The organism is Priestia sp. GS2, assembly GCF_036409025.1.
GTDB lineage: Bacteria > Bacillota > Bacilli > Bacillales > Bacillaceae_H > Priestia > Priestia aryabhattai_A.
Genome location: NZ_JAZGJX010000001.1, coordinates 2,953,714 through 2,968,828 on the forward strand (window position 1 = coordinate 2,953,714; position 15,115 = coordinate 2,968,828).

Annotated in this window: 17 protein-coding genes; 5 read left to right on the forward strand and 12 right to left on the reverse strand. The window is 37.3% G+C overall.

Annotated features, from left to right (window positions below; all coding sequences use genetic code 11):
• The first annotated feature begins 19 nt into the window (after positions 1–19).
• Entirely contained in the window at positions 20–1,285 is a 1,266-nt protein-coding gene (locus V2145_RS15015; RefSeq protein WP_094912255.1) for a dicarboxylate/amino acid:cation symporter, read from the forward strand.
• A gap of 132 nt (positions 1,286–1,417) precedes the next feature.
• Positions 1,418–1,651, forward strand: coding sequence for a hypothetical protein (locus V2145_RS15020; protein ID WP_094912254.1), 234 nt, complete (start codon positions 1,418–1,420; stop codon positions 1,649–1,651).
• 40 nt (positions 1,652–1,691) lie between these two features.
• Here V2145_RS15020 and V2145_RS15025 read toward each other — a convergent pair whose 3' ends face one another.
• Positions 1,692–1,856: a hypothetical protein gene (locus V2145_RS15025; RefSeq protein ID WP_165932525.1), complete on the reverse strand. Its 165-nt coding sequence runs from the start codon at positions 1,854–1,856 to the stop codon at positions 1,692–1,694.
• A gap of 393 nt (positions 1,857–2,249) precedes the next feature.
• Between V2145_RS15025 and V2145_RS15030 the strand changes: the two genes are divergently transcribed.
• On the forward strand, positions 2,250–2,447 hold the full coding sequence (locus V2145_RS15030; RefSeq protein ID WP_256993380.1) for an IDEAL domain-containing protein: 198 nt from the start codon (positions 2,250–2,252) through the stop codon (positions 2,445–2,447).
• A gap of 36 nt (positions 2,448–2,483) precedes the next feature.
• Here V2145_RS15030 and V2145_RS15035 read toward each other — a convergent pair whose 3' ends face one another.
• Positions 2,484–3,272 (reverse strand): cell wall hydrolase, encoded by a 789-nt coding sequence (locus V2145_RS15035; RefSeq protein WP_330987969.1) that lies wholly within the window; start codon positions 3,270–3,272, stop codon positions 2,484–2,486.
• A gap of 389 nt (positions 3,273–3,661) precedes the next feature.
• Here V2145_RS15035 and V2145_RS15040 point away from each other — a divergent pair, with 389 nt between their 5' ends.
• The gene (locus tag V2145_RS15040; protein ID WP_330987970.1) at positions 3,662–4,507 is read left to right on the forward strand and encodes a DUF4097 family beta strand repeat-containing protein; all 846 of its coding nucleotides are present in this window, start codon (positions 3,662–3,664) and stop codon (positions 4,505–4,507) included.
• A gap of 257 nt (positions 4,508–4,764) precedes the next feature.
• On the opposite strand, the gene V2145_RS15045 is transcribed toward V2145_RS15040, so the two are convergent.
• The 8 genes from V2145_RS15045 to V2145_RS15080 form a co-directional block, all read right to left on the reverse strand.
• Positions 4,765–4,956 carry a hypothetical protein gene (locus V2145_RS15045; protein ID WP_210611044.1) on the reverse strand — a complete coding sequence of 64 codons (192 nt, stop codon included), beginning with the start codon at positions 4,954–4,956 and terminating at the stop codon, positions 4,765–4,767.
• A gap of 94 nt (positions 4,957–5,050) precedes the next feature.
• A complete protein-coding gene (locus V2145_RS15050; protein WP_131887293.1) occupies positions 5,051–6,247 on the reverse strand; it encodes an ABC transporter permease in 1,197 nt (398 codons plus the stop codon).
• Positions 6,244–6,933 (reverse strand): ABC transporter ATP-binding protein, encoded by a 690-nt coding sequence (locus tag V2145_RS15055; protein WP_094912249.1) that lies wholly within the window; start codon positions 6,931–6,933, stop codon positions 6,244–6,246. The genes V2145_RS15050 and V2145_RS15055 overlap by 4 nt, the downstream gene beginning before the upstream one ends.
• The gene (locus V2145_RS15060) at positions 6,930–8,051 is read right to left on the reverse strand and encodes an efflux RND transporter periplasmic adaptor subunit (RefSeq protein ID WP_330987971.1); all 1,122 of its coding nucleotides are present in this window, start codon (positions 8,049–8,051) and stop codon (positions 6,930–6,932) included. The genes V2145_RS15055 and V2145_RS15060 overlap by 4 nt, the downstream gene beginning before the upstream one ends.
• On the reverse strand, positions 8,051–8,710 hold the full coding sequence (locus tag V2145_RS15065; RefSeq protein ID WP_131887295.1) for a Yip1 family protein: 660 nt from the start codon (positions 8,708–8,710) through the stop codon (positions 8,051–8,053). Before V2145_RS15065 ends, V2145_RS15060 begins: the two co-directional genes overlap by 1 nt.
• 196 nt (positions 8,711–8,906) lie before the next feature.
• Positions 8,907–9,914 carry an aromatic ring-hydroxylating oxygenase subunit alpha gene (locus V2145_RS15070; RefSeq protein ID WP_131887296.1) on the reverse strand — a complete coding sequence of 336 codons (1,008 nt, stop codon included), beginning with the start codon at positions 9,912–9,914 and terminating at the stop codon, positions 8,907–8,909.
• A gap of 104 nt (positions 9,915–10,018) precedes the next feature.
• Positions 10,019–10,531, reverse strand: a complete 513-nt coding sequence (locus V2145_RS15075) for an acyl-CoA thioesterase (protein ID WP_131887297.1) — start codon at positions 10,529–10,531, stop codon at positions 10,019–10,021.
• A gap of 174 nt (positions 10,532–10,705) precedes the next feature.
• Positions 10,706–11,743 (reverse strand): DUF5105 domain-containing protein, encoded by a 1,038-nt coding sequence (locus V2145_RS15080; RefSeq protein ID WP_311859152.1) that lies wholly within the window; start codon positions 11,741–11,743, stop codon positions 10,706–10,708.
• 483 nt (positions 11,744–12,226) lie between these two features.
• On the opposite strand from V2145_RS15080, the gene V2145_RS15085 reads away from it, so the two are divergent.
• Positions 12,227–12,748: a cupin domain-containing protein gene (locus V2145_RS15085; RefSeq protein ID WP_311859155.1), complete on the forward strand. Its 522-nt coding sequence runs from the start codon at positions 12,227–12,229 to the stop codon at positions 12,746–12,748.
• A gap of 145 nt (positions 12,749–12,893) precedes the next feature.
• Here V2145_RS15085 and V2145_RS15090 read toward each other — a convergent pair whose 3' ends face one another.
• Both V2145_RS15090 and V2145_RS15095 read right to left on the reverse strand, forming a co-directional pair.
• Positions 12,894–14,057, reverse strand: a complete 1,164-nt coding sequence (locus tag V2145_RS15090; RefSeq protein ID WP_330987972.1) for an iron-containing alcohol dehydrogenase — start codon at positions 14,055–14,057, stop codon at positions 12,894–12,896.
• 76 nt (positions 14,058–14,133) lie between these two features.
• Positions 14,134–15,030, reverse strand: coding sequence for a LysR family transcriptional regulator (locus V2145_RS15095; protein WP_094912241.1), 897 nt, complete (start codon positions 15,028–15,030; stop codon positions 14,134–14,136).
• Positions 15,031–15,115: the final 85 nt, after the last annotated feature.

Genomic DNA, 15,115 nt, shown 5'->3' on the forward strand with positions numbered 1-15,115 from the left:
GAGTCAAGGGGGATGAAAGATGAAGATTAATTTTAAAAACCTAACAGTTCGCGTTATTATTGGTATTATCTTAGGAATCATGGTTGGGTTTATTTTCCCAGAATTCGGTGCACAGCTGAAAGTCTTGGCTGACATCTTTATTAAACTGATTAAAATGGTTATCGCACCCATTATTTTTTTAACAGTTGTAATTGGAATTGGCGGTATGGGTGATTTGAAGAAGGTTGGGCGTATTGGAGGTAAAGCACTTCTATATTTTGAAATCGTCACAACTTTTGCTTTAGCCATCGGCATCATCGTTGTTAATTTCGTAAAACCTGGTGAGGGCTTTAACATAAGCGGAGCACAGGGAGCTGATGTCTCACAATATACGAAGCAAGCAGCTGAAGCTGAGCATGGATTTATGGACTTTATAATGAGCATTATTCCAGACAGCGTCTTTGGAGCAATGGCTAACGGAGAACTTCTTCCAATTTTATTCTTTGCCGTATTATTTGGGCTTGCAACAGCAGCTCTCGGTGACAAAGCAGCTCCCGTTATTACGTTCTTTGAACGCGTAACCGATATTTTCTTTGGAATCGTTAATATGATTATGAAGATTTCTCCAATCGCTGCTTTTGGAGCAATGGCTTATACAATTGGTAACTTTGGAATCGGTTCACTCGTTTCACTTGGTAAATTAATGGGCTCTGTTTATATCACGATGTTTTTATTCATCATTTTTGTTTTAGGTGCAATTGCTAAATTTTATGGGTTTAGCATTCTAAAATTCATTGCGTTTATTAAAGAAGAAATTTTACTAGTGCTTGGTACATCATCATCTGAATCAGCTTTACCAAAAATGATGAATCGCATGGAACAATATGGGTGCTCTAAATCTGTTGTAGGTCTTGTTATCCCTACTGGTTATTCATTCAACCTTGATGGAACGTCCATTTACCTATCAATGGCAGCAATTTTTATTGCGCAGGCGTATGGCGTTGACTTAACAATTTGGCAAGAATTAACATTATTAGGTGTGTTAATGTTAACATCAAAAGGTGCCGCTGGCGTAACGGGTTCTGGTTTCATTACCCTAGCAGCAACATTAGCAGCCTTCCCAATGATTCCTGTTGAAGGCCTTGCATTATTAATTGGTGTGGATCGCTTTATGTCTGAAGCTCGTGCTATTACAAATTTAATTGGAAACGGTGTTGCAACCGTTGTTGTTTCAAAAATGGAAAATGAATTTCATCCGCCAGTTCCAACTCAAAGTCCAGATTCTTCACTACCAGTCGCAAAATAAAAATGAACCTTCCTCAGCTAATTGAGGAAGGTTTTTTTGAATGGAAAACATTAAATAATTAAAAATATCAAATAATTTGTTACAATAAAAATAGGTTTAAAAGATAACTAGTTTGGGTAGGGAGGAAAAAGCATGATTCAGACTATTACAGCACATTTAAAACAAGGCTTGCTTTCTTATCGACAAGCGATTTGGATTGCACGCTATCTTATTTTAGGTTTTATTGTATTTGGTACAGTAGAAAAAATTTCAATGTTTCAAAGCCATGAACTTAACGGTTTACAGCTCACGTTTGAACTCACTGCTGCTTTAATTTGTGCATTAGTTCCCTTTGCATACGGCATTGATTCGTCCAAGCAAGAATAAAGGCAACGTTTTCTGATGAAACGTTGCCCTTTTTTTATAATTAAGCTTTTATTTGCATTTTTTCGTGATACAACTTTCCAAGCTCTACATCATCTAAATGCCACACAACAGATTCACATTCTGGAAAGCTAGTAAGCAATGCATCTTCCAATTTTTCACGATCCCTTTCACTTAAAACATAGCGTTTCAATGTAAGCAATGACATTGTATGTTCCCCTCTCACAATTAATGTTAGCGCTTTCAATATTGATGTTTATACATATCTTACACGAATACTACCCTCTATGTACAATAAACAAATAGAATAATGCGAATAAGCAAATGGAATATCGGAAACACTCATAAAGAATAAGAGGGTCGCCTATGGTAGAACATCCTTGTTTAGACCATAGATTTTTGTCAAAAAAAGACGACAATCAATTATATAACAATGTTGATATATACATTCTGTTATAGTACAATTATCTTTACTCAATTCGATTTTATATGACTTTCTTATCTCCCCATATGCGCTGTGAACTACGAACCATTTTTAGAAACATCGCATAGCTTATAGCATGAACAGGTAATTAAAAATTTCTGAGGAGTTGATTTCCCCGTGGAAAAACATTTGAATCATATCCAGAAACAAAATGAAGAAGATACAATGAACTCATTAACGGCTGAAATGGTATTAGACCATGCGCTTCGGATGTTTCAAAAACAACAGCTTCAAAAAGAAATTGATCATGCCTTATTAAATCGCAACAAACAGGAATTTCTTAAACTATCGCAACAGCTACAAGCATACCTATAAGCAATAAAAAAGAAGCGAGGATGTCCTCGCTTCTTTTTATTTAGCAAATACATGATTTCCGATAACTGCTGTTACCTGCTTTGTTTCTAGCCACGAATTTGTTGCAATCTGCGGATTATAGAAAAACAGCGCAGGGTTTTGATGATCTGGATTTGCTAGCGCTTCTTCTACTGCACGTCTTGACTCATCAGAAGCAGGCTGATTAATTGTTCCATTGCCGACTGGAGAAAACTCGTAGCCGCCGTTAGCTAAAGGCTGATTAATCACCTCTGTAATGCTGTTAGGGAATTCTGGTGACGATACGCGGTTCATAACCACGGTTGCTACCGCTACTTTACCTTGGTACGGTTCACCTTTCGCTTCTGCTTCTACTAATCTTGCTAATAAATCTTTTTCTGCTTCCGCAACTCCTACATCTGTAGGCTGTGGTGCTGGTGCTGCTTCAGAAGCTCTTTCTCCTGTTACCACTAGCTGTTGCCCTACATTAATAAGATCACTTTGTAATCCGTTTAAGTCTTTCAAACGATCTACGCTTGTATTATATGTCTGTGAAATACTAAACAATGTCTCACCTTGTACTACCGTATGTACCGTCTCTTTTTCTGGAATTGTTAGGACTTCTCCAACATAAATCATATCGTTCGTACGATTATTTGCTTGTTTTAGTTCATCTACGGATACGCCTTCTTGTTGACTAAGCTTCCACAGCGTATCTCCTGTCGATACTTTATGAGATGCTGCTGATGCAGCCGTTCCTTGTACTGCAAAAAATGAAAGTGATGCAGCTGATGTAATGACCCACTTTGTCAATTTTCCTTTTTTCATAAAAATACCTCCCGAAAAAATAACCTGACATTATCTTAGCATAGAGAAAGCCAATTTCATTGAAAGAATGGGTAACATTTGTTCAGATTGGATTAAGTTTCTTACAAGAGAAATAATAATATTACAAACCATATAATTCCTTTAAAATTCGTAATAAAACTAACATTTTTATGACTGTTACTTGAATTTTATGGATTATTTTTACTTTTACCTTTCACTAACTGAATTTCATTCATTATTTTAGAAAAATAAGTAAACATCTACCAATCTCTAACTACATCTCAGGTCTTACCTATAGTTCATTCCTCGGGCCATTGATTAACTACCACAAAATGGATAAAATTAGTTATGTATCTTATTTCTTTATAAAATTGAAAGCAGGGTGAAGCATGAAAAGATTATTGTTTTTAGTTCTAATATTTATTGGTGCTGCTTTTCTTTTAACTAATCCATTTACCACATCTACATGGACATTGGGATTATCAAAAACCGAAGCAGCTCTAACAAATTCTATTGAAAGTATTAAGCTTGAAACTGCAAATGTGAATACAGTCGTTGAAGAGTACAATGAAAAAGAAGTAAAAGCGGATTTACAAGGCAAGGGAAAAGTAAATGTTCAGCGCAACGGAAAAACAATTACCGTTACGTATAAGAATAAGCCTTTTTCGTTCTTTTCATTTGGAAATAGTAGTAAACTAACAATTTATATTCCAAAAGAATACAGCAATCATTTAGAGTTAAACGTTGGTTCAGGAGATGTAGAATTTAACGAAACCTCTTTATCACTTGATAGTTTTTCGATTAAAGTACAATCTGGCTATACTGTTATTCAAGGAATCGATGCAGATAAATTAGACATCAATGTTTCCTCAGGAGATCTCATAGTCAACAAAGTGCGAACCAAAGAAGGCTCAATTGATGTACAGTCAGGAGATCTTGCGATTAAAAACTACGAAGGAAAATTGAATTCTCACGTATCTTCAGGAGATGCTTCTATTTCTATAAATAGAGTGGTTGACTCGATTAAAGCTCACGTTAGTTCTGGGGATATGACCGTTACGCTGCCACCTAAAGCTGATATTACGCTACAAGCTAAAGCGAGCGTAGGAGATATTCATAACCGGTTTAACTTTAAAACAATCAAAGAACAAGAAGGTAAAATTGAAGCTACAAATGGGAAAGGTACGCATCGAATGGACGTAGATGTCTCAAGCGGAGATTTTAATTTACGATAAAGCAATGCAGTTTTTCATCTCAAAGAAAAAGCATGGCTGTGAGAACACATTCATTGTGCTACAGACACTCGCTTTTTTAACTTATTTTCGCAATCAACAAAATATCCGAACAATTGCAGGTAGCAATCGTTCGGATATCTAGTTGACTGAAATACTTTAGCTAGCGACCACAACAGTTTAACCTCTTCTTCAAATATGTTAATTCAGTAACCTCTACTATGTGAAAATTGAAGTTTGAGGTTAACATAGCTTCACAATTAAATATTCACAATATAAACAGCAACGGCAATCGCAGAACCTACTAGCAGCGCTACATAAATAAATGATAAGTTCCGAATTCGTTTCTTTCCAGTCTTTTTATATTGTTTGTCATCGTTATTTGCAATCCATATCGTTCCGACTAGCGAAATAATTCCCACAAACATAATAAGAAAAAGTGAAATAGTCATCCTCTCTCCCCCTGTTCATATCCCCTTTTCTTCTATTATATTATAGATTCTTCTAAAAAAAGAAAATCACTCTGGTTTTGAGTGATTTTCTTCTTTATTCATACCTTAATGCTTCAATTGGATCGAGCTTGGCTGCTTTGTTTGCTGGAAGCATCCCAAAAATTACGCCGATTGTCATAGAGAACAATAGTCCAATGACAATAATTTGCCATGAAATTAACGGTGGCCATCCTGCAAACATAGAAACGATAGAAGCACCGCCTGCTCCAAGTAAAATACCAACGACACCACCAATTAACGTTAACGTCATTGATTCAATCAAGAACTGTGTTAAGATCTGCCTTTTGGTTGCACCTAGAGCTTTACGAATACCAATTTCTCTTGTTCGTTCTGTAACCGATACAAGCATGATATTCATAACGCCAATGCCACCAACTAATAATGAGATTCCCGCAATTGAACCAATAATGGTTGTCATAATGGTTGTGACTTGACCAATACCATCTGCAATAGCTTCCATGTTCATAACCGTGTAGGAATCTTCTGTTCCGTACGTTTCATTTAATAGATTTGCTGCGCTCTCTCCAACGGCTTGTAGTTCATCCGGATTAGAAGCTTGAAGGCTTACAGACGTATAGTCTACTTTTCCAAAGCTTGATTTATACGTGTTGCTTGGCATATACACTTCCATCATGCCAAAGGACCCTAATATACCGGTTGGCTTTTCTAAGATTCCTACAACTTCAATTGGCTGATTTTTCACCCAAATGATTTCACCAATACCACTGCTATCTTTAAACATTTCCTTATTTAACTCATCACTGATAAGGGCAACTCGGTTACCGGACAAGAAATCACCATCGGTTAGGCTTTGTCCCTGTGCAACTTTTACGTCATTTACGTCCAAATACGACTGGTTAATAGCATATACCGTTGTATCTAACGTGTCTTCTTTATAACGGACCGACATCATTTCCTGCAGAGATGCCACAACGTTTTCAACACCTGGTAACTTGCCTAGATTATCAATATCTTGCGACGTAAAAAACGCCTGCTCCCAAATGTTTGGGTTTGTTTGTATTTCTTCCTCTGAAGGTTCATACATTAGCTCAACCGTATTGCTATCGCCTGTAATTTGCGATTTAAGCATCTGTTCTCCACCTTGCCCAATCGCCACTACAATAATAACTGCTGCAACCCCTATAATAATACCGAGCATCGTCAAGATCGAGCGTAATTTATGGGCAACAACCGACGCCAAAGCCATGCGAATATTTTCCATCATGCTCATAGTTCAAGACTCTCCTTACCGTTGTACGCAACGATATTTCCATCACGAACTAATATTGTTCTTGAAGCATATTCAGCCACTTCTGGCTCATGAGTAATCACCACTACAGTTGTTCCTTCTTTGTTTAAAGCAGCAAATTCCTCCATAATCGATACGCTTGTTTTCGTATCAAGTGCTCCGGTCGGCTCATCCGCTAAAATAAGGCTAGGCTTATTAACAATGGCACGAGCAATAGCAACACGCTGCTTTTGTCCACCGGATAACTCATTTGGTAAGTGGTTAATTCTTTCACCTAACCCTACTTTTAACAGCGCAGCTTCAGCACGCTCTCGTCGCTCTTTTCGAGATATACCCGTATAGACCATCGGTAGCTCTACATTTTCCACAGCTTTTAAACGTGGCAACAGCTGGAATTGCTGAAACACAAACCCAAGCTGTTCGTTTCGAACCTTGGCTAACTGATCATCGCTGTACGTTGAAATCTCAAGTTCATTCAAAAAGTAAGCACCGGAAGTCGGTCGGTCTAAACAGCCAATAATGTTCATTAAGGTTGATTTACCTGAACCTGAGGGACCCATAATAGCAACAAATTCACCGTCTCTAATCTCTAAATCGATTCCTTTTAAGATAGGCACTTCTTCTTTACCAAGATAATAGCTTTTAGAGATATTTTCTAATTTAATCATCTTACTGTCACTTCCACACCATCTGCGAGTTTATTAGATGGATTTGAGATGATTTGATCTTTACTTGTAACGCCTTTAACAATTTCAATTGACTTGTTTGTTGTTTGGCCAACCTTCACTTCTCGCTTAACTGCTTTTCCATCTTTTACAATATATACGTATTTCTCATCACCTTCATTAACAATCGCTTTTGATGGAACAGCTTTTGCTTTTTTGCTTTCAGTTTCAATTTCTAATAAAAGCTTAAAGCCTGGGCGAATGCTTTTAATTTCTTCATCCGTTACTTTCACTTGTACTGGATATTGATTCGCTCCGTCTCCACCACTCGCTGCATCGGACTGCTGTGGCAAAAAATCAATTTGCTGGACAGAACCTTCCCACTCTTTGTCCGGCACTACGTCAGATGTAATTTTCACTGGCTGACCTACTTCAATGTTAAGAGCATCATACTCTGATAAAACGCCCGTTGCCAAATATTGATCCGTATTACCAATATGTATAAGCGGCTTTTGAACCTCAGTTGTATTATGAGCAGCTTCTTTATCTACAGACAGCACTGTGCCAGCTAATTCACTCTTTTCAATAAGGTTATTTTCTTTCTTTGTTAACGACTTGCGCTCTAGCTTATTTCGTTCAGCTTCAATTTTTGCTGTTTCAAGGTCTAAATTAAGCTGCGTTCGCTCATCTTCGATTTGTGCTTTCGCTTCTTCTTTTGGAAGTTCTTTTTCAAGTTGTTTTTGCTTATCTTTTAATTTAGCAATCTGCTTATTTAGTGAGCTAACTTGTAGATCATTTGATTTTTCGCCAAGTTTATTTTGTTCTTTTTCAAGCTCTAAATCATCATTTGTATACGTGACAAGCGGTGTACCAACCTGCACCCTTGTACCTTCTGTGACTTTAATATCTTCGATCTCACCATTTTCTGGCTGATAATACACATACTGCTCATCGGCAAGCTTAAGGGTACCTGGGATCATTACCGTACTGCGCAACGTCATATCTTTTAATGACGTCACGCTAACTTGTACGTCTTCACTTTTCTGTGCTTTAAACACATTTACGCCAATTAGTACTACGATTAAGAGAGAAACAACTGTGATGATGATACCTTTTTTCATTATGCCATAACACTTCCTATAATTTGTGAAATAACAGACAGTACAAAGAAGACACTAGCAATAATAATTGCCGCTTTTTTAGATAAACCGCCTACTTTTTGTAAACCCATTGCTGTTAAAATTAGCGACCAAATTGAGAAAATTTCAATGCTTGCCAATACGCCACCAACAGCTCCTTCAGCTCCAACTAAACCGTTTAAAGACGTTATGTTTGTTCCTGTTCCAGCTACAACTGCAATGACTGTATTTAGTAATAATCCAAGCATTGTAATGAACGTAATGAATGCTGTTAAACTAAACATATGCTTATACTTTGCTGTTCCTTTTCCGATTTTCACAATAAGTAAAAGAATTCCTGCACCAATTAACATCGCAATAGGCGTGACAATTAACGCTCCAATTCCAGCTCCAATCATACTAAACAATTTCATAGAATCATCTGGCTCAAGCCCAAGTTCTTGTAAAGAAGCCAAGTTTTCTGGCGTAATGGTACTAAGTGCGAATGCCGCGGCACTTAGTAAGATAACGAGAATGAGTGAAGCCACAATCGCCGGACGCTGCTTCATTTTGTCAAACTCAGCGCCTGGGCTAAAAATAAACTTAAATACGGACGGCTTTGGACCCTGCTCCTGCTCGGTCGTCGCAATTTCTGGATTCATATAATAGCTCCTTTTTTGAATAAATTTTTATTTGTTTACCTTCACAAGCACTATTGGTAAGTTATAAACAAATCAGTAACATTTTAACATAAAAATGTTATAAAGTTTACTAATTTACTATATTTTTACTTTTATAGTTTTATACTCAACAAAAAAGATGCTGTTTATCAAGATAAACAGCACCTTTTCTTCCTTATTATATAGTTTTTGCCTTTCTTCCCACATCGCTTCCAAACTCAACGCCAATTTCTCCTAACCATTTTCGGTATGCAATGCTCACGCGATCAGGGTTAAGGTGCAGCTCTGCTTGTAAGTCTAACGGAAGCTCTTCCGGCTTTTGACTTTCAACAATGTCTGTATCTTGTTCGATGATAAGCTGCTGAAATTCTTGAAAGTATTCATCAGGCTTATCGAGCTCATAGTTTCGTGATACAAGTGCAAAGACGGTTGATTTTAGCTGTTCTTGGGGCAATACTGCAAATAGCATGGAGAAGATTTCGTTGGTTTGATAATTTACTTTTTTCAACCTCGCAACTGTCGGACGAAGAATTTCAAACGTATAGTAAATCGTTGACCAGTTTCCTGTACCATCCGCATCGGCATATACTTCAATCTCATCTGAGATATAATGGTTATCACGCCAGTGCACCTTGTAATCGGGGATTTCCGTATAGTCTGGGTGTCCTAAGCTTCCCTCATGAACAAACGCAAGGTGGCTCACGTCCAAAAAATTTTCGACCACACGAGGTGCAGCTGCGTTCATCGTGTGAGAATATGCATGGACAGTCTTAAAAGATGAGTGGTCATATTCCTCATAATAAGGAAAAGGCTCAGCAGCATCCGACCCTTGTTCACTGAGTCGAACCCAAACCATGCCGTATTCTTCTCTGCACTGATACACAATAGCTTTTGCTTTGAGTGGAATCGCTCTATTCGGTGGCTGCTGTGGAATTTTTGTACACTGTCCATCCACATTATATTCCCATCCATGATAAGGACAAACAATACAATTATCTTTTACCTTACCAAGCGATAAAGCAGCACCTCGATGAATGCAAAGATCTTTAAAGGCTTTAATTGTTCCTCTTACCCGAAAAAGCACTACTCTCTCTTCTAATACCTTCACAGCAAGTGGATCTGTACCTATATCTTGACTGTACGCAACTGGCAACCACTCTTTTGCTAATACAGCATCTTTAAACATCTGCTTCCCCTCCAGTTTGTAGACGAAAATGATAATTTAAAGATTAGCATCTCCAGCACCATTCGTCTGTTAGTTGGTAAGGTTAGCTGACAGATAATTTACAATTAGCTCCACGGCTGATTGAGACTTAAGAATTTGGCTAAACTATTGCTGTTTGCGCGCACACTTTTTCGAATTTTTGCTCGCTCAGGTGCTGTTTGATATAAATACTTTTCTTCATCCGTTTCTGGGATTACGCTCGGCACTTCACAAGGCTTGCCATCTTCTCCAAGCGCAACAAACGTAATAAAGGACGTAGCGGCAATTTTTCGCTCTCCTGATTTTAAGTTTTCTTTTATAATTTTCACAAAGATCTCCATTGATGATCGTCCTGTCCAAGAGACATATGATTCAAAGCACACCGAATCCTGTGGAGTAATCGGATGTAAGAAATGCACAGAATCTGTTGATGCCGTTACGCATTCTGCTCGGCTATGACGAGAAGCAGAAATTGAAGCAATCATATCAATATCGCTCATGAGCTTACCACCAAATAATGTTTGATGATTATTTGTATCATTTGGAAACACGCGACTCGTTCTAACTGCTTTTGATTCTCTACAATATTTTGCTTTCATCTTCCATTCCTCCAACTATATACGTAAAAACTTTTATTGAGACCATCATACTAGCACATCTTCATAAAAATAACTTTAAAATTTGCTCAAAACACAAACAAAATTTACAGTAAGCGCTTTATAAAATCAAAAAAGAGAGCAGATTATCTCTTCTCTCTTTCTAGGCTTACATCTTTAGTTAATGTCACCCGCAGCGAATGCTTTTTCAACTGTATCGCTATACTTATCTTTTGGCTTAACTTCCCATTTTCCGTCTTTTTCAACCATTTCAATTTCTAATGGATAATTACTTTCTTTAAGCTCTGCTCCACCTAAAATATCTTTGAATTTTGAAATTGCATAAGCTTCTTGTTTTTTCGTATCATATTCTTTTGTTTCTTGATAATAAGCGCGTTTATAATCAGAAACTGTATTGTATAAGTTATATACGCCGATACTTGAATATTTCACTTCAACAACTGCTTTTCCATTCACATTTTCAACCGTTTTAGCTTCAAACGTCGCTTTTGAATTTAGTTCGTCTTTATATATTTTGTATAAATTAGACGCACCTTCTTCTGTTAAATCATTTGAAAACACTTTATTAATTGACTCACGGAATGCTTTATTAGCAGACTTTTCAACTTCTTCCTTATCCGCTACTACATATTTATCGAAGTCTTCATTTTCTTTCCCTAAGAACAACACGTCAATATAGGCTGCTAATGCTTTTTCAGGTGTTTCTAAGTTTTTTAAGCTTTTTTCATACTTTGCTGTGTCTAATTTTAGCTTTACTTCTTCAATCTTATTTTCATAGTCTTGACTAATTGGCTGAACACCAATTTCATATTCTTTATCTTTTTCTACGTTAAAAAGATACGTCAGCTTTTTCGATTTATCAGACGTAATTTTCCCGGATCGCATTGACGTTTCAATTTCATCGCTGTATACGTCTGTATTAGGTTCTAATTGTTCGTCACCATCATAAAGACTAACATCATTGCTAGACAACGAAATGGCATCTTTGGACGTATTCTTCACTTCTAACTCTACCGCAAGTAAAGCTTCATCTCCGCTTACGCCACCGTCTTGCTCCGATACTAATATGTACTGTGCATCAGCAATTTTTGCTTCAAATGACTTATTTGCACTTGCTCCTTCTTCACTTGACCCGCACGCTGCTAAGCCTAGTGAGAGAGCTCCAACTAAGAGTAAACCTGCTGCTTTTTTCACGTAATCCTCTCCGTTTCTCTTTATGTTTTCATGAACTCCATCATCGACTAATTCATAATTGCTATACCCACAATCATTTATTTCGAATTACTTTTTTACAATTATTTGATAAAGTTCATTACTTAATTCTCCTTTACCATCATAAGGAAATCCTGAAACATCTTCAATCTTCCATAAGTCATTAAATCACCAGAGTATTTTTGTAAGTATTTCGACTCACTTCGTCCCACTAATTCATTCGATTTTTTAATTAGTTAACAATATACTCTTCCCTTTACAAAACCTACCATGATAATATTTACCATGTACATTCCTTTTTTTTCAGATTCCACTTTTACTTTTTATTATCAAGATAAACCCATATAGTTCAAATGAACCAAACGCCCCTTTTTAGGAATTTAGATTTATTTATATTTCATTTTTTTACAATTAATCCACCATTAGTTTATTTCTTTTACGAAGAGGGAATGTTAAGAAAATACGATGTTTGGAGGAGGAGAGATTGTGTCAGATGTAAAAGTTTTGTTTTTTGATGATGATGGGGTTATTCCCAATCACCCTTCCCTTCCTGTTTTACTCTATGAACATGCACTAATTGATCGTAAGGATAAGATCGAGACTATTTTCCATAATCACAATTGGAAGAATAGCTGGGTTAATGGTATTTATGATTTCCACCACTATCACAGTAACGCCCATGAAGTTCTTGGCATCATCAAGGGCTGTGCTCGCTTGCAGTTAGGTGGTCCAAAAGGTGAAAATATTGTTGTGCATGCCGGTGATGTTATTGTGTTACCAGCCGGTACAGGTCACAAGCGTCTTCAATCAACTGCTGATTTCCAAGTAGTTGGCGCTTATCCGGGCGGAATCAGCTATAATTTAAAAACTGGAAATTCAGCTGAATATGCAGAGGCTGTTGAGCAAATAGAAGACGTGCCTCTTCCTAAAACAGATCCCGTCTACGGAGAGGATGGGCCTTTACTTTCTCTATGGTCTAAAGAGTAAAAGGACATTCTTATTAGATGCCTTCCCTTTATTAGAAAATGCCCTGGTTATTACTAAGAATCGATATGAAAACGAGCTCTTACTAAACGTTTAGTAGGAGCTCGTTTTCATTTATTCCTATTATCCAGTCTTTTATTATATAAGATTACAATGAACGGTTTAGAATATCACGTACACTTTCATCGTTCATTTCTTTGTAGGTACCGACCCCTGGTTTGATGAACGTCTTTTCTACCATGGCATCAAGGTCCTTGTCATCAATCTTATAATCAGCCAGCCTGCTTGGTGCTCCTAATGAATTCCAAAACTCACGCAGCGCTTTTGCACCTTCTTTCGCTACTTCCATATCGTCTTTCCCTTCAGTAGAAACACCAAATACATTGACAGCTAACTTCTTGACACGCGAAGGGTCCTCTTCAAGAACATGCTCTAGCCAGTTAGGAAATAGAATAGCAAGTCCTCCTCCGTGCGGAATATCATAGATAGCTGAAATTGCATGCTCGATACGATGAGTTGCCCAATCTCCTCCGTCTGTTCCGCTTGCCAGTAGTCCATTAAAAGCCGTCGTACTAAGATACATCATCGTTTCCCTATGCTGAAAGGAATGCAAGTCTTCAATTAACTTTGGACCTGTTGCAACCGCTGTGCGCAATAACGATTCGATAAATCCATCAATCATCGGTGTATTCTCCGTACGATGAAAATAATACTCAAGAGCATGTGACATGCTATCAACGATTCCATAAACGGTTTGGTCAAGAGGAACAGAGAAAGTATACGTTGGGTCTAAGATTGAAAATACAGGAAACACATGAGGGGAACTCCAGCCTAACTTATCTTTTGTCTCCCAATTAGTAATAACTGATACATTATTCATTTCAGATCCAGTTGCCGCTAATGTCAGCACTGTACCAAACGGCAAGGCGGCTTCAATAGGAGCAATACCTTTAATAAGATCCCAAGCATCTCCATCATGCTTAGCACCTGCTGAAATAGCTTTTGTACAGTCGATTACACTACCTCCCCCTACAGCTAAAATAAAGTCAATGTTTTCGTTTTTACAAATCTCTACTCCCTTACGAACGGTGCTTAAACGGGGATTGGGCTCAACACCCGCTAACTCAAATACAGTAGCTTTCAGCTGTTTAAGTTGATTCATCACATCATTATAAACGCCATTGCGCTTTATGCTGCCACCGCCATATACGAGCAGTATATTTATGTGTTTATTCAAACTATTTGATAGTTGCTTTATTTGCCCTTGTCCAAAGTATAGTTTTGTAGGATTATATTGCAAAAATGTCTTCAAAATGAGCACCTCTTAGAATGGTTTTGAAGATAGTATAGCACGTCATTTACATTAATAAATACGATACTTTTCTATGCTATTCATCATTTTTTTTGATGTTATCTTTTAAAGACGTAATAAGCTGGCTTAAAGGCGGAGTTAACCACTTTTTATTTTGATAAACAATCTGAGTATAAATGCGAATCTCTTCATGGTCGAATGGAATCTGAGTGACTTTGCCGGATTCAATCTCTTTTCTTGCTGCAATTTCAGGTAAAATTGCTATTCCTAAATCATCAGCTACACACTGTTTAATAGCTTCAAGGCTGCTGAACGAAATAACCGACTTAACTTGAATAGTTTCGTTCATTAAAAGCTGTTCCAATAATACTCGATAAGGACATCCTTCCTCAGTTAAGATCAGCGTCTCACCTTCAAGCTCTTGCAAGTTCATTTCCTTAAGCTGCTGAAGTCGGTGATTCTTTGGAGCAATCATCACTAGTGTTTCTTCACGAATTGGAATTGTGGTCAATTCCGGGTGATCAATATACCGGTCGAGCACAATAGCCAGATCAAACGCACCCTCAAGCACTCCTTCTTTTAACTTTGGACAGAGCCCTGATTCCAATAAAATTTTCAAGTCAGGATGCCGAGTTTTCAGCTCTTTAATGTATGGCGTTATAAAGTATGCTGCCAGTGATTCAACTGTACCTATTCGTAAAGTACCTCGCAAATTATGCTCGTTTGAAATTCGCTCTTCTGCTTCATCCATGAGGAGTAAAATCTGATTTACGTAATAATAGAGCTCTTCACCTGACTGAGTAAGACGCATTTTTCGCCCAACTCTCTCAAACAATTTAACCTGAAAATGATCTTCAAGCTTTTTAATTTGGGTCGTCACACTAGACTGTGCATATCCCAATTGTTCACCTGTTTTTGTATAGCTCCCCCACTTTACAACCTCTTTAAATGTATAGAAATAATTTAAGTCCATTAACATCACCTATCATATTTGACAATAATTCTTATCAGTCATTATAGATAACTCCAATAGGTATATCAATGATATGCCTCCTGCT

Coding starts and splice junctions, on each gene's coding strand:
- V2145_RS15015 (WP_094912255.1), top strand. CDS start 20: ATGAAGATTAATTTTAAAAACCTAACAGTTCGCGTTATTATTGGTATT.
- V2145_RS15020 (WP_094912254.1), top strand. CDS start 1,418: ATGATTCAGACTATTACAGCACATTTAAAACAAGGCTTGCTTTCTTAT.
- V2145_RS15025 (WP_165932525.1), bottom strand. CDS start 1,856: ATGTCATTGCTTACATTGAAACGCTATGTTTTAAGTGAAAGGGATCGT.
- V2145_RS15035 (WP_330987969.1), bottom strand. CDS start 3,272: ATGAAAAAAGGAAAATTGACAAAGTGGGTCATTACATCAGCTGCATCA.
- V2145_RS15040 (WP_330987970.1), top strand. CDS start 3,662: ATGAAAAGATTATTGTTTTTAGTTCTAATATTTATTGGTGCTGCTTTT.
- V2145_RS15045 (WP_210611044.1), bottom strand. CDS start 4,956: ATGACTATTTCACTTTTTCTTATTATGTTTGTGGGAATTATTTCGCTA.
- V2145_RS15050 (WP_131887293.1), bottom strand. CDS start 6,247: ATGAGCATGATGGAAAATATTCGCATGGCTTTGGCGTCGGTTGTTGCC.
- V2145_RS15055 (WP_094912249.1), bottom strand. CDS start 6,933: ATGATTAAATTAGAAAATATCTCTAAAAGCTATTATCTTGGTAAAGAA.
- V2145_RS15060 (WP_330987971.1), bottom strand. CDS start 8,051: ATGAAAAAAGGTATCATCATCACAGTTGTTTCTCTCTTAATCGTAGTA.
- V2145_RS15065 (WP_131887295.1), bottom strand. CDS start 8,710: ATGAATCCAGAAATTGCGACGACCGAGCAGGAGCAGGGTCCAAAGCCG.
- V2145_RS15070 (WP_131887296.1), bottom strand. CDS start 9,914: ATGTTTAAAGATGCTGTATTAGCAAAAGAGTGGTTGCCAGTTGCGTAC.
- V2145_RS15075 (WP_131887297.1), bottom strand. CDS start 10,531: ATGAAAGCAAAATATTGTAGAGAATCAAAAGCAGTTAGAACGAGTCGC.
- V2145_RS15085 (WP_311859155.1), top strand. CDS start 12,227: ATGTTTGGAGGAGGAGAGATTGTGTCAGATGTAAAAGTTTTGTTTTTT.
- V2145_RS15095 (WP_094912241.1), bottom strand. CDS start 15,030: ATGGACTTAAATTATTTCTATACATTTAAAGAGGTTGTAAAGTGGGGG.